General features: G+C 69.1%; 9 protein-coding genes. 7 read left to right on the top strand and 2 right to left on the bottom strand.

The features are described from left to right. The first annotated feature begins 530 nt into the window (after positions 1-530). The 5 genes from CMC5_RS08440 (at position 531) to CMC5_RS48385 (ending at position 5,886) form a co-directional block, all read left to right on the top strand. The gene (locus CMC5_RS08440; protein ID WP_050429912.1) at positions 531-1,757 is read left to right on the top strand and encodes an efflux RND transporter periplasmic adaptor subunit; all 1,227 of its coding nucleotides are present in this window, start codon (positions 531-533) and stop codon (positions 1,755-1,757) included. After that, entirely contained in the window at positions 1,757-2,455 is a 699-nt protein-coding gene (locus tag CMC5_RS08445) for an ABC transporter ATP-binding protein (RefSeq protein WP_050429913.1), read from the top strand. The genes CMC5_RS08440 and CMC5_RS08445 overlap by 1 nt, the downstream gene beginning before the upstream one ends. Continuing rightward, on the top strand, positions 2,452-3,618 hold the full coding sequence (locus tag CMC5_RS08450) for an ABC transporter permease (protein ID WP_050429914.1): 1,167 nt from the start codon (positions 2,452-2,454) through the stop codon (positions 3,616-3,618). The genes CMC5_RS08445 and CMC5_RS08450 overlap by 4 nt, the downstream gene beginning before the upstream one ends. Next, complete coding sequence (locus CMC5_RS08455; protein WP_050429915.1) at positions 3,615-4,781, top strand: ABC transporter permease; 1,167 nt, start codon at positions 3,615-3,617, stop codon at positions 4,779-4,781. The genes CMC5_RS08450 and CMC5_RS08455 overlap by 4 nt, the downstream gene beginning before the upstream one ends. A 127-nt stretch (positions 4,782-4,908) precedes the next feature. Next, positions 4,909-5,886 (top strand): NAD-dependent epimerase/dehydratase family protein, encoded by a 978-nt coding sequence (locus CMC5_RS48385; protein ID WP_050429916.1) that lies wholly within the window; start codon positions 4,909-4,911, stop codon positions 5,884-5,886. Positions 5,887-5,919: 33 nt separating this feature from the next. On the opposite strand, the gene CMC5_RS08465 is transcribed toward CMC5_RS48385, so the two are convergent. Continuing rightward, on the bottom strand, positions 5,920-8,325 hold the full coding sequence (locus CMC5_RS08465; protein ID WP_050429917.1) for a DsbA family protein: 2,406 nt from the start codon (positions 8,323-8,325) through the stop codon (positions 5,920-5,922). 62 nt (positions 8,326-8,387) lie between these two features. Continuing rightward, entirely contained in the window at positions 8,388-10,787 is a 2,400-nt protein-coding gene (locus CMC5_RS08470; protein WP_050429918.1) for a DsbA family protein, read from the bottom strand. A gap of 214 nt (positions 10,788-11,001) precedes the next feature. Here CMC5_RS08470 and CMC5_RS08475 point away from each other — a divergent pair, with 214 nt between their 5' ends. Both CMC5_RS08475 and CMC5_RS08480 read left to right on the top strand, forming a co-directional pair. Next, the gene (locus tag CMC5_RS08475; RefSeq protein ID WP_050429919.1) at positions 11,002-13,164 is read left to right on the top strand and encodes a catalase; all 2,163 of its coding nucleotides are present in this window, start codon (positions 11,002-11,004) and stop codon (positions 13,162-13,164) included. Positions 13,165-13,349: 185 nt separating this feature from the next. Beyond that, a complete protein-coding gene (locus CMC5_RS08480; RefSeq protein WP_050429920.1) occupies positions 13,350-14,432 on the top strand; it encodes an SMI1/KNR4 family protein in 1,083 nt (360 codons plus the stop codon). Positions 14,433-14,448: the final 16 nt, after the last annotated feature.

Raw genomic sequence — 14,448 nt, forward strand, 5'->3', positions numbered from 1 at the left:
CATGCCCGTTCGTCGCGGTTTTGCGGGTCGAATCCTTCGATTGCGCGTCCTCCTGCCGTGACGGCGTGTGGCTGCCGCCGCGGCGTCGAATCCGTTTCGGCATGTGGACGTTGCCGCGGCGTCGAATCCGTTCCGGCATAGAGAGGCCCGAACATGGAGAGGCTCGGAGGCGCGTCATTCATGGCGCTGCGGTGTCGCTATGAGCCGACGTCACCCGCGGTGATCCAGAGCGCTGCGTGAGCAGGAGCGTGCGCCGTCACGGGCGCGTGTACATATGCTGCATGTGCGCATGTCAAGGGGCGCCGCCATCCTGACAGTCGTTGTCATCTTACGCCTTCGGTGCAGGCGATCCCGCCAACATGGACCTCGGGTCGTGACATGCCAGGTTGAGCCAACGTCGCGTTTCCCTTGTGGGGACAGGGCTCTGGATTTCCTCCTTTGGTGAAACTCAGTGGAACGTCACGTGACGTGAGGATTTTACTGAACGGAATGGTTGGTGCTGCTGTGGCAAAATGGTAGACGCCGCCGCGATGTCCGATCAGCTCAGCTCGGATCTGGCGTCGCTCAGGATTCAGCGGGAAGTCGACCCGGATCGTCGCAACCCCCTCACCACGCTGTTGATCGTGCTGGTGGGGCTCGGGGCGGTGGCCGGGATCGGTGTCTACGCAGTTCCCCGGGCGCAAAGTGCAATATTCAAAACAGAGATCGCCATTACGGAGGTGGCGCTGGTCTCGCCGGCGCAGGCCTCGGTGACGGTGACGTCGACCGGCTACGTGGTGCCGCAGGTCAGCTCGCGCGTGGGGTCGAGGATCCCCGGGCGGGTGTCCAAGGTCTTCGTGGAGGAGGGGGATGTCGTCAAAGCGGGCGATTTGATTGCGGAACTCGACGACCTGGACCAGCGCAGCGCGATCAACTCGGCGCAGGCGCGGGTGGCGGCGGCCCGAGCGCGGGCCTCGGCTTCCCGGGCGAATTTGACCGAGGTCCAGCAGCAGGTGGAGCGGGAGCGGGCGCTGGTCGAGCGAAACGTGACCGGCAGGGCCACCTTGGAGGACATGTCGGCGCGCTTGCGGGCCCTGGAAGAGGCGGCGAAGGCGTCGGAGGCCGAGGTGCGGGCGCAGGCGGCGGAGGTGGAGAGCCTCCGGGTCGGGCTCATGGACCGGCGGATTCTGGCGCCCATCAAGGGGACGGTGATCACCAAGCCGCCGCAGGTGGGGGAGAGCATCTTCCTCGAGCGGCCTTTCCTGCTGGAGATCGCCGACTTCGACTCGCTGGTCGTGGAGACCGACGTGCCCGAGTCGCGGCTGCACCTCGTGGAGCCTGGAAAGCCTTGTGAGGTGGTGCTCGACGCTTACCCGTCGAAGCGGCACCGCTGCACGACGCTGGAGATCGGTAAGCGGGTGAACCGCGCGAAGGCGACGGTCCCGGTGAAGGTGAAGTTCACGGACACGACCACCAACGTGCTGCCGGAGATGAGTGCACGGGTGAGCTTCCTGAGCGAAGCGCTCTCGGAGCAAGCGATGAAGGAACCCCCGAAGCGGGTGGTGCCGGAGAGCGCGGTCGTGGAGCGGATGGGGGCGAAGGCGGTGTTCGTGGTGGACCAGGGGCTGGTGAAGCTGTCCCCGGTGAAGCTGGGCGGTCCGGCGCCTGGTGGGTTCGAGTTGCTCGAAGGTCCGGCGCCCGGGACGCGCCTCGTGTCGAATCCTTCGGCCGATCTCGCGGACGGTCAGAAGATCAAAGAGAAGGAAAAGGGGAGCTGATGAGCGAGGCGCAGAGTGGGGCGGCGAAGAAGCCGATCGTGGAGCTGCACGGGGTCGGGAAGACCTACTTCCGCGAGAAGGAGCCCGTGGTGGTGCTCGACAACATCGATCTCGACATCGCCGAGGGGTCGTACGAGGCGCTGATGGGGCCCTCGGGGTCGGGGAAGTCGACGCTCCTCAACCTGATCGCGGGCCTGGACCGGCCGTCGAAGGGGAGCGCGCGGGTCGCCGGACAAGAGCTGTCGACGATGAGCGATGGCGCGCTGGCGACGTTCCGGTCGCGGACGATGGGGTTCATCTTCCAGGCGTACAACCTGATGCCGGTGCTCACGGCGGTGGAGAACGTGGAGCTGCCGCTCCTGCTGACGAACCTGTCGCGCGGTGAGCGGAAGAAGCGGGCGCAGACGGCGCTCCGGGTGGTGGGGCTGGAGGAGCGGATGGGCCACTACCCGCGCCAGCTCTCCGGTGGTCAGGAGCAGCGGGTGGCGATCGCGCGGGCGATCGTGAACGACCCGAAGATCATCGTCGCCGACGAGCCGACCGGTGATCTCGACCGGAAGAGCGCGGACGAGATCCTCGCCCTGCTGGAGAAGCTGAACAAGGAGTTCAACAAGACCATCCTGATGGTGACCCACGATCCGCAAGCCGCGGAGCGGGCGACCATCACCCACCGGCTCGACAAGGGGAACCTGTCGTGAACCTGGTCTCCATCGCGGCGCGGAACCTTCTCCGCAACAAGTTCCGCACCGTCTTCACGGTGCTCGGGGCGTCGGTCGCGGTGCTCGCGTTCGTGTTCATCCAGACGGTGGTCTCGTCGTGGAACGCGGCGATCGAGTTCGCGGCGAAGGACCGCATCGCGACGCGGCACAAGATCTCGATGATCATGCCGCTGCCGAAGCGCTACGCCGACGCCATCCGGGAGGTGCCCGGGGTGAAGCACGTGTGCGCCATGCAGTGGTTCGGCGGCGTGGACCCGAAGGACAAGAACAACTTCTTCGCGAACATGGCCGTCGAGTCGAAGTCCCTCTTCGACGTGTACGACGAGATGGTGGTCTCGGCCGAGGACAAGGACCGCTGGCTCGCGGACCGGCAAGGGGCGATCGTCGGCGCGGCGCTTGCGAAGAAGATGGGCCTCAAGATCGGCGACCGGGTGACGCTCGCGGGGACGATCTTCCCCGGGGAGTGGCAGTTCAACGTGTCGGGGATCTACACGGCGACGCGCCGGTCGATCGACCAGTCGCAGTTCTTCTTCCACTACGAGTACATGAACGACTCGATCCCGGAGAAGGAGCGCGACCAGATCGCCTGGATCGCGTCGCGGCTCGACGACCCGACGCGGAGCGCCGAGGTGAGCGCGGCGATCGACAAGATCTTCGACGAGAAGGACGTGCAGACGGCGACGATGAGCGAGCGGGCGATGAACATGTCGTTCATGGCGATGTTCTCGGCGATGCTGTCGGCGCTCGACGCGGTGTCGGTGATCATCCTGCTGATCATGATGATGATCCTGGGGAACACGATCGCGATGGGGGTCCGGGAGCGGACGCGGGAGTACGGTGTGCTCCGGGCCGTGGGCTTCCAGCCGAAGCACGTGCGGATCTTCATCCTGGGTGAGGCGCTGACCGTGGGCGTCGCGGCCGGCATCGTGGGGCTCGCGATCTCGTACCCGCTCGTGGAGCTGATGTTCGGGCGGTTCCTCGAAGAGAACATGGGCGGGATGTTCCCGTACTTCCGCATCGGTCCGGTGACGATGGTGCTGGCGGTGCTGCTCGCGATCGGGCTGTCGCTCCTGGCGTCGTTGATCCCTGCGTACCAGGCGGCGAAGCTCTCGGTGACGGACGCGCTGCGGAGGGTGGCATGATCCCGGTCGCATACAACCTGAGGAACCTGACCGTCCGGAAGGCGACGACCGCCGCGACGGCCGCGGGTCTGGGTCTGGTGGTGTTCGTGTTCGCATCGGTGATGATGCTCGCGAACAGCATCGAGCGGACGCTGGGCCGGTCGGGGCAGCCGGATGTGGCCATCGTGCTGCGCAAGGGCTCCGACGCAGAGCTGGCGAGCAGCATCGAAGAGCAGCAGATCAACCTGATCCTGGCCAACGCCGACGTGGCGAAGCGCGGCGACGGCAAGCCGGACGGGGTGGCCGAGATCGCCATGGTGATCCTGCTGAAGAAGCTGGGCACGGACGGGCTGTCGAACGTGCAGGTGCGCGGGGTGCCGGACGACGTGATGGCGTTCCGGCCGGCGGTGAAGGTGATCGAGGGCCGGCCGGCGCAAGCCGGGAGCGACGAGGTGATCGTCGGCAAGGCGATCATGGGGCGCTTCGAGGGGCTGACCCTGGGCGGGAAGTTCGAGCTGCGGAAGAACCGGCCGGTGACCGTGGTCGGCGTCTTCTCGGACGAGGGGTCGTCGTTCGAGTCCGAGGTGTGGGGCGACGTCCACACCGTGGGCTCGGCGTTCGGGCGCGAAGGGTCGGTGTCCGTGGTGCGCGCGCGGTTGATCTCGCCGACGAAGTTCGACGGGTTCAAGGCGTCCATCGAGCAGAACCAGCAGCTCGGCCTCGAGGTGCAGCGCGAGCTCGAGTACTACGAGAAGCAGTCCGAGGGGATGAACATGTTCATCGGCGCCCTCGGGATCAGCATCGCGTTCCTGTTCTCGATCGGCGCGATGATCGGGGCGATGATCACCATGTACGGGTCGATCGCGAACCGTCAGCGGGAGATCGGGACCTTGCGGGCGCTCGGGTTCTCGCGGTTCAGCATCCTGATCTCGTTCCTGCTCGAATCGACGGTCCTGGCGCTGATCGGCGGCGGGCTCGGCGCGCTCGGCTCGCTGGCGATGGGCATGGTGCGGTTCTCGATGGTGAACTTCTCGAGCTTCTCGGAGATGGTGTTCACGTTCGAGCCGACGCCAGGGATCCTGGTGGGGTCCTTGGCCATCGCGGTGGTGATGGGTCTCTTCGGCGGCTTCTTGCCGGCGGTGCAGGCCGCACGGATGAGTCCAATCAAGGCGATGCGCGGCTGACCACGGCGTCCCGTCGGCACGGGACGAGTCCAATCGAAACGATGCGCGGCTGACCACGGCGTCCCGCTGACGAGGGAGGAGAGCGGATCTGCTTGCAGTTCCGCCGGGGGGGGCCTTGTCTGGAAGGATGCGGATCGTCGTCGTCGGTGGGGGGGGATTCGTTGGCCAGCATGTGGTCGAGGAGCTGGTCCGGCGAGGGCACGAGGTGGTCGCGGTGACGCGGCGGGCGGTGCGGGCGGCGTGGCCCGAAGGGGTGACGCACCGGGTGCTCGACGCGCAGCACGCCACGGACGGGGAGGTGGCGGACCTGCTGGTCGGCGGCGAGGGGGTGGTGTTCGCCGCCGGGGTGGATGACCGGACGCTGGTGCCAGCGCCAGCCTACCCGGTGCTGCACGCCGCGAACGTGGTGCCCGTGGTGCGGCTGGTGTCGCTGGGGCGCGCCGCAGGGGTGAAGCGGGTGGTGGTGCTGGGGTCGTACTTCACGCACTTCACGCGGCGCTGGCCCGAGCTGGAGCTGCCCGAGCGGCATCCGTACATCCGGAGCCGGGTGGAGCAGGTGCGGGCGGCGATGGAAGCGGCCGGCAGCGAGGTGCGGGTGACGGTGCTGGAGCTGCCGTTCATCTTCGGGGCGGCGTCCGGGCTGCGGTCGCAGTGGGTGCCGCTGGTGGCCTACGCGGCGTCGCGGCTGCCGCTCGTGGCGCCAGAGGGGGGAACGGCGGCGGTGGCGGTGGAGCAGGTGGCGGAGGCGGTCGCTGGTGGGCTGGAACGCGACGGGGAGGCCGCGGGAGGCTGTCACCCGGTGGTGGAAGAGAACCTGCGCTGGGGGGCGCTGCTGGAGCGGCTGGCACGGGTGACGGGGCGACCGCGGTCGGCGCATCGGTTGCCGTCGGGGGTGCTGCGCGCAGCGATGCCTCCGGTAGGGCTCGTGTACCGGGTGAAGGGGCTGGAGCCCGGGCTGGAGACGGCGGGGCTGCCGTCCCTGTTCCTGCGGGAGCTGTTCCTGGATCCGACGTCGTGCCGGGAGGTGCTGGGGGTGCAGCCGCGGGAGCTGGATGCTGCGCTGGAGGCGACGGTGGCAGCGTGCGACGTGCCGGCGAGCGGGTAGGCGAGGTCAGGCCCGAAGCGGCGACGGCACGTCTCAATGCGTCCGCAGGATGACGTGGAAGCCGAAGGGGGTCTCGGTGATGCCGAGCTGGCCGACGCCGAGGCTCTCCACGCCTTGCTCGAACTCGCGGACCATCATGCCTTTGCCGAAGCGGCCGAGGTCGCCGCCGCGTTTGTCGGCGCCGGGTTCGTCGCTGTACAGAGTCACGAGGTCCGCGAACGGGGTGCCGGCGCGGGCGGCCTTGAGGGCGGTCTCGGCGCGGGCGCGGGCTTCGGCCTTGGTGCGGGTGATGTCGTTGCGGCCGCGCATGGAGCCTACGTGCATGATGAGGATGTGCTTGGCGCCGAGGGCGTCCTTGGCGGCGGCGAGCTGCGCGAGGGGTGAAGGGCCGGGTGAGGGTACGGGTGCAGGCGCAGGGGCCGCCTCGCCGTGGATGCTGCCAGGGGCGATGGGCTCCTTGGGGCCGAGGGCTTTGTCGATGCGCTTCTTGAACGCGGCGAGCGGCTGGGCGCCGGAGAGGTAGTAGTCGTTGATCGCGAAGGCGGGCGTGCCGGAGAGGTGGAGCTGCTCGGCGAGCTGCTGGTCGAGGGCGATGGCAGCGTCGTGGGTGCCCGCGTCGAGCGCGGCGCGGAAGCGGGGGAGGTCGAGGCCGGCGGCGGCGGCGTGCCGTTCGAGCTGAGGGCGGCCGAGGCCCTGGGCGGACTGGTCTTGCCAGAGGCGATCGAGGAAGGCCCAGAAGCCAGCGTCGCCCTTCTGCTTGAAGGCCTCCATGGATGCGGCGGCGGCGAGCGGTGCCTCCTTGTGGAAGGGGAGGGGGAGGTGGCGCCACACGACGCGGACCTTGCCCGGGTAGGCGGTGAGCACGTCCTGGATCGTGGGCAGGACGCGCTTGGTGAAGGGGCACTGGAGGTCGCCGAAGAACTGGATGGTGACCGGGGCGCCGAGCGGGGCGCCTTTGCCCGGCTGTGCGCGGGTCGCGGCGGGCGCGTGGATGCGCGTGAGGGTGACCTTCTTCGCGTCCTTCTGGAGGGTGTCGTAGAGCTTCGCGGGCGGGGTTCCGGCGTCGAGCAGCGCTTGCGCCTGGGGGAGCAGCTCGTCGATGAGGGCCGTGAAGGCTTCCGCGGGCTGGGCGCCGAGGAGGCGGCGGCCGTTGACGAAGAAGTGCGGGGTGCCGCTGGCGGCGAGTTCCTCGCCGAGGTTCATGTCGGCGTCGATGCGGGCCTTGTGCTTGCTGGTGGTGATGGCGCGTCGGGCAGCCGCGACGTTGAGGCCGAGGGTTCTGGCGTGGGCGTCGAGGTCGTTGTCCTCGAGCTGCTTCTGGTTCTCGAAGAGGAGCTTGAAGGCCTTCCAGAAGGCCGCTTCGCCCTTCTGGGCCTGGGCTTCGATGGCGAGTTGCGAGGCCGGGATGGCGCGGTGGTGAAAGGGGAGGGGGGTGTGCTTGAAGACGATGCGGAGCTTGTCGCCGTAGCGCTGTTCGAGCGCTTCGAGGGTCGGCAGGACGCGCGCGCTGAAGGGGCACTGGAACTCTGCGAACATGACGAGGGTGATCGGCGCGTTCCGGTTGCCGCGGATGGGGGAGCCGTCGATGGGGACGCTCCAGACGGTGGTGTCCGGGGCCTCCTTGGTCGGGCGCGCGGCCGCACGCTCGGGGTAGACGTACTGGGCGTCGGAGAGCTGGGCGTAGATGCGGGTCGGAGGGACGCCCTGGGACCGGAGGGCGGTGGCCTTTTCGAGCTGCTCGTCGATGACGGTGCGGAAGCGATCGAGGGGCAGGGCGCCCGAGAGAAAGACGCCGTTGATCAAGGAGGCAGGGGTGCCGGTGATGCCGAGGCGCTTGGCTTCGGCCATGTCGCGGTCGACCTTGTTCGCGTTCGCGCGGAGTTCCAGGGCGGCGCGGTAGGCGGGGAGCGGGGCGCCCGCTTGCGCGGCCCAGGTGTCGAAGTTTTCGGGGGCGAGCGTGCGCTGGTTGGCCATGGTGAGGTGGTGGAACCGCCAGAAGGCGTCGGGGCCAGCGACGCGGAAGACGGTCTCGGCCGCGACGTGCGCGGGGACGGCGTTCTTGTGGAAGGGGAGAGGGTTGTGCCGCCAGACGATGCGCAGGGTGTCGGGGCCGTAGATGGCCTGGAGCTGGAGGAGGGTCGCGACGAGCTTGCTGGTGAAGGGGCACTCGTAGTCCCCCCAGGTGACGAGGGTGACCGGAGCGAGGGGGTTGCCCCAGGCAGGGTCGTCGACGGGGACGGGGACCTTGTCGCCCGGCTCGGGCTCGGCCTGCGCGATCTCCTGCTGCGCCACGGCGGGCGGGACGGCGACCGTGGCCGTGAGCGCGGTCGGCGGGCGCCGGCTGGTCGGGGGCGGCGTCTGGGGGGCGCACGCGGCGAGGGGGGCGAGGGTGGCGAGGAGCAAGGGAAGGCGAAGGGAGCGCGAGGGTCGGAAGGGCATGGGCGTCGTTGGGGAAGGGGTTGTCGAGGCGGAGGGTACGTGGGCCGCAGGGTGGCCGGGAGTCAGTGTGTCCGCAGGATGATGTGGAAGCCGAAGGGCGTCTCGGTGATGCCGAGCTGGCCGACGCCGAGGCTCTCCACGCCTTGCTCGAACTCGCGCATCATCATGCCTCGACCGAAGCGGCCGAGGTCGCCGCCGCGCTGAGCGGAGCTGGCGTCGTCGCTGTACTGGGCTACGAGGTCGGCGAAGGCAGTGCCGGCGCGCGCGGCCCTCAGGGCAGCCTCGGCGCGGGCACGCGCTTCGGCCTTGGTGCGGGTGATGTCGTTCCGGGCGCGCACGGAGCCGGTGTGCATGACCAGGATGTGCTTGGCGCCGAGGGCATCCTTGGCGGCGGCGAGCTGCGCGAGGGGTGAGGGGGCGGGGGCAGGTGTCGGGGCGGGGGCCGGCTCGCCGTGGATGCTGCCAGGGGCGATGGCCTCCTTGGGGCCGAGGGCTTTGTCGATGCGCTTTTTGAAGGTGGTGAACGCCTGGGCGCCAGAGAGGTAGTAGTCGTTGATCGCGAAGGTGGGCGTTCCGAAGATGTGAAGCTGCGCGGCGAGCTGGTGATCGCTGTCGACGGCGGCTTCATGGGTGCCGGCGTCGAGCGCGGCGCGGAAGCGGGCGACGTCGAGGCCGACCCTGGCGGCGTGCTTTTCGAGCTGGGGGCGACCGAGGTTCTGCGCCGACTGGTCCGCCATGAGGAGGTCGACGAAGGCCCAGAAGCCGGCGTCGCCCTTCTGCTTGAAGGCTTCGACCGATGCGGCCGCGGCGAGGGGAGCCTCGTCGTGCATGGGCAAGGGATGGTGGCGCCACACGAGGCGAACCTTGCCGGGGTACGTGGTGAGCACCCGCTGGAGGGTGGGCAGGACGCGCTTGGTGAAGGGGCACTGGAGGTCGCCGAAGAACTGGATGGTGACCGGAGCGCCGAGGGGGGCACCCTTGCCGGGCTGCGTGCGGGTCGCGGCGGGGGCGAGGATGCGCGTGAAGGCGACCTTCTTCACGCCCAGCTGGAGGGTGTCGTAGAGCTTCGCGGGCGGGATGCCGGCGTCGAGCAGCGCTTGCGCCTGGGGGAGCAGTTCGTCGATGAGGTCCTTGAAGGCTTCTTCGGGCTGAGCGCCGACGAGGCGGCGGCCATTGATGAAGAAGTGGGGGGTGCCGCTGGCGTCGAGCTCGTCGCTGAGGTCCTTGTCGCCTTCGATGCGGGCGCTGTGCTTGCCGGTGGCGATGGCGCGCCGGACGGCGGCGACGTCGAGGCCGAGGGTTCTGGCGTGGGCGTCGAGGCCCTTGGCGTCGAGCTGCTCCTGGTTCTCGAAGAGGAGTTCGAAGGCCTTCCAGAAAGCCGCTTCGCCCTTCTGGGCCTGCGCTTCGAGGGCGAACTGCGCGGCCGGGATGGCGCGCTGGTGAAAGGGGAGGGGGGCGTGCTTGAAGACGATGCGGAGCTTGTCGCCGTAGCGCTGGTCGAGCGCTGCGAGGGTCGGCAGGACGCGCGCGCTGAAGGGGCACTGGAACCCCGCGAACATGACGAGGGTGATGGGCGCGTTCGGGTTGCCGCGGATGGGGGAACCGTCGATGGGCACGCTCCAGAGCGTGGTGTCGGCGGCGTCCTTGCCCGGGTGCGCGGCTTCGGGCTCGGCGTTGACGAACTGGGCGTCGGAGAGCTGGGCGTAGATGCGGGCCGGAGGGACGCCCTGGGCCCGGAGGGCGCTGGCCTCGTCGAGCTGTTCGTCGATGATGGCGCGGAAGCGATCGAGGGGCTGGAAGCCCGAGAGGAGGACGCCGTTGATCAAGGCGGCGGGGGTGCCGAGGATGCCGAGGCGCCTGGCCTCAGCGACGTCGCGGTCGACCTTGCTTTCGTGCTCGGGTCGTCGGATGCCGGCGCGGAAGGCGAGCAGCGGCACGTCGACCTGGGTGGCCCAGGCCTCGAAATTCTCGGGGGTGAGCGCGCGCTGGTTGCTCATGGCGAGGTTGTGGAACTTCCAGAAGGCCGCGGGCCCGCCGATGCGGAAGACGGTCTCGGCGGCGATGTGCGCGAGGGCGGCGTTCTTGTGGAACGGGAGGGGGTCGTGCCTCCAGACGATGCGCAGCTCGTCGGGACCGTAGATGGCCTGGAGCTGGAGGAGGGTGGGGGCGAGCTTGCCAGTGAAAGGACACTCGTAATCCCCCCAGAGGACGACGGTGACCGGGGCGAGGGGGTTGCCCCAGGAGGGATCGTCGCGGCTCACGGGGACCTTGCTGCCCTGTGCGGGCTCGCCCTGCGCGGTCTCCCGCTGCTCGGCGTCGGGAGGGACGGCGACCATGGCGGGGGGCGCGGTCGCAGGGCGCTGGTCGGCCGGGTGCGGCGTCTGGGAGGCGCACGCGGTGAGGGCGGCGAGGAGCAACGGGAGGCGAAGGGAGCGCAAGGGGCGCAAGGGGCGGAAGGACATGGAGGGCGGTGGGGAAGGAGGGGGTCGAGAGGCGGAGGGTACGAGGGATTCCGTGCACAGTGGAGGTCAATCAGGGGGCTCCGCACCGCGCAGGCCAGGATTTCCACAATCGCGCCGGGTGCTGTGCCCGCGCAGGATCTCGCCTCGCCGGACATCGGTGCAGCGATGCCCGGAGGACGCCCCTCGCGTGGGGCGCGGAGGAGGAGGAATCGTCATGAGTCAGGGAAACAGTACGTCCGGGGGAGCTCCGAGCGACAAGAAGGACGCGCAGCTCGAGGCGTATCGTGAGAATGCAGGCGAAGGGTTTCTGACGACGGACCAGGGGATCCGGGTCAACGACACGGACAACTCGCTGAAGGTGGGGGAGCGGGGACCAACGCTCCTCGAAGACTTCCATTTTCGCGAGAAGATCATGCGGTTCGATCACGAACGCATCCCCGAACGCGTGGTCCACGCGCGCGGCTCCGGGGCGCATGGGCACTTCCAGGTGTACGAGTCGCTGGCCGACCTGACGCGGGCGAAGTTCCTTCAGGATCCTGCGCGCAAGACGCCGGTCTTCGTGCGCTTCTCGACGGTGGCGGGGTCGCGCGGCTCGGCGGACACGGTGCGGGACGTACGCGGGTTTGCGGTGAAGTTCTACACGGACGAGGGGAACTTCGACCTGGTGGGGAACAACATCCCGGTGTTCTTCATCCAGGATGGGATCAAGTTCCCGGACGTGATCCACGCGGCGAAGCCGGAGCCGCACAACGAGATGCCGCAGGCCGCGACGGCGCACGACTCGTTCTGGGACTTCGCGTCCCTCCAGACGGAGACGACGCACATGTTGATGTGGGCGCTGTCCGACCGGGCCATTCCGCGCAGCTTGCGGATGATGGAGGGCTTCGGGGTGCACACGTTCCGGCTGGTGAACGCGCACGGGCGGTCGCGGTTCGTGAAGTTCCACTGGAAGCCGTTGCTCGGCGTTCACTCGCTGGTCTGGGACGAGGCGCAGAAGATCTCGGGGAAGGATCCGGACTTCCACCGGCGGGACCTGTGGGAGGCGATCGAGAAGGGGAGCTACCCCGAGTACGAGCTGGGGCTGCAGATCGTGGAGGAGGACGATGCCGAGAAGCTCGGGATCGACCTGCTCGACGCGACGAAGCTCATCCCGGAGGAGGTGGTGCCGGTGCGGCGCGTCGGGAAGCTGACGCTGACGAGGAACCCGGACAACTTCTTCGCGGAGACGGAGCAGGTGGCGTTCTGCGTGTCGAACGTGGTCCCCGGGATCGATGTGACCGACGATCCGCTGATGCAGGCGCGCTTGTTCTCGTACCTCGATACGCAGATCACGCGGCTCGGGGGGCCGAACTTCGCGCAGATCCCCATCAACCAGCCGGTGGCGCCGGTCGACAACCACCAGCAGGACGGGTTCCACCAGCACCGCATCCCGCGGCGCCGCGCAAACTACACGGTGAACTCGCTGGGCGGTGGGTGCCCGCACCTCGCGAACCTGGCGAACGGGGGGTACGTGCACTACCCGGAGCGGGTCGAGGGGGAGAAGATCCGGAAGCGGGCGGAGAGCTTCGGGGACCACTTCAGCCAGGCGCGGCTCTTCTGGGTGAGCATGTCGGCGCCGGAGAAGGAGCACATCGTGAAGGCGGCGCGCTTCGAGCTGGGCAAGGTGGAGAGCCTGGAGGTGCGCCAGCGGATGGTGGCGAACTTCGTCGAGGTGGACATGGGCCTCGCCAAGATGGTGGCCGAGGGCATCGGGGTGGACGTGCAGGCGGCGGTGAAGTTCGTGGGGAAGCGGAACACGAAGCCGGCGGTGGCCGGGGCGCCTTCGCCCGCGCTGAGCATGGAGAACACCGTGAAGGGGTCGGTGGCGACCCGGAAGGTGGCGGCGCTGGTCGCCGATGGGGTGAGCGCAGCCGAGCTGAAGGATGTGAAGACGGCGCTGGAGGCGGCCGGGGCGCAGCTGGAGGTGGTCGGTCCGCGGCTGGGGGCGGTGAAGACGGCGGAGGGAGGCTCGGAGGCGGTGACGATGGCGCTGCCGACGGTCGCGTCGGTGCTGTTCGACGCGGTGCTGATCCCCGGTGGGAAGGCGAGCGTGGAGGCGCTCCTCCAGGACGGGGCCGCGCTGCACTTCGTGAACGAGGCGTTCAAGCACTACAAGACGGTGGGCGCGACGGGGGAGGGGGTGGACCTCGTGCGCGGGGCCGCGTTCGCGGGGGTCGCGCTGGCGGACGCGGGCGGCAAGCAAGGGCAGGTGACCTCGCAAGGGGTGGTGACGTCGCAAGGGGCGCCCGATCTGGGGGCGTTCGCGAAGGCGTTCCTCCAGGCCCTGGGGCAGCATCGGCACTGGGACCGGCCCGGGGCGGAGCGGGTCCCGGCCTGAGCCGAGCGGTTCGTCCGCGGGACGTCGGCGCTGGGCAGCAGCGGGCGGCAGCGGGCGGAAGCTGGGTGGCAGCGGGTTGGCACCGGGCAGCGGGACACCTCTGCTCGGTGGCCGTTCTGGCAGCGCGTTCGTAAACGTGCGCAAGAACTGGCCTTTCACATGCTGGCGCCGTAAAGTGCCAGCCGATGCGTCGCGCTCACGTCCTGCTCGTCGAGAAGAATCAGGCCTTGCTCGGGAGCTTCGCTCCGAAGCCCGCCACCGCTGATCAAATCGGGGAGATCGAGCGTCTGCTCGGACGTCCGCTGCCGCCTTCGTACCGCGCGTTCGTCGAGGAGCTGGGGCACGTGGCCTGGCCGCTCGAGATCTTCGTGGCGTCGCAGCAGCCCGAGGCCAGCCTGCCGAAGCACCTGATCGCGTTCGCGGACGCGGGCGAGGGTTGCTACCACTGTTTCGATCTGCGGACCGAGCCCGAGCCGTGGGGTGAGAAGGCCCAGGAGATGGGGATCACCTTCTGGAACCCCGAGGAGCCCGAGGAGGAAGACGAGGACATTTCGCCTTCGGCGGAGCCGTTCTCGGAGTGGCTGGACGAGCAGATCGACGAGGCGCTCTGGGCCGAGGTAGAGGCGCGGCGCGAGAAGCTCGCCGAGGCGCTCGCGCCGAATGCCGAGGGGGCGCGCGCGCTGTCGCTGGAGGAGGCGCAGCACGTGGCCGAACAGCTCGGGGTGGAGCTGCCTGCCGACTACCTGTGGTTCACGACGACGCTGGGGTCGATCAGCAAGCCGGTGAAGATCGTGGACGCGGCGGCGCTGGCGTCGCTGACCGGGGCGATGCGGCGGGATCATCCGCGGGTGCCCGGAGGGCTCGTGGCGTTCGCGCTGGAGAGGCCGGGGCGGTACGCGGCGTTCACGCGGGAAGGGCGAATCTCCTGGGTGGGTGGGGCGACTGCGGGCAAGAAGGCGACGCCGGAGCCCGAGCTGTCGTTCACGGACTACCTGGAGCGCGTGCTCACGATGAAGCCCAGCGAGGGGGCGCAAGAGGCGGAGCCGGTCCAAGATCCGGTGGTCGCCTCCAAGCGGTTCCTGCAGATGCTCCTCGACAAGGAGCTGATCGAGGTGGAGCCGACGTTCGAGATCGACGAGGCGGCGGAGCAGCTCGCAGCGGCGCGGCTGTCGCCGAGGCGCTTGATCGGGTGGCTGATGGACCGGCGCGACATCGCCGAGGTGTTCGTCTCCGACGACGAGCTGATGGCGCTGATCAAGGCGCTCTGACGTCGGACCTGACGCG

Source organism: Chondromyces crocatus, assembly GCF_001189295.1.
In the GTDB taxonomy this organism is placed as follows: domain Bacteria; phylum Myxococcota_A; class Polyangia; order Polyangiales; family Polyangiaceae; genus Chondromyces; species Chondromyces crocatus.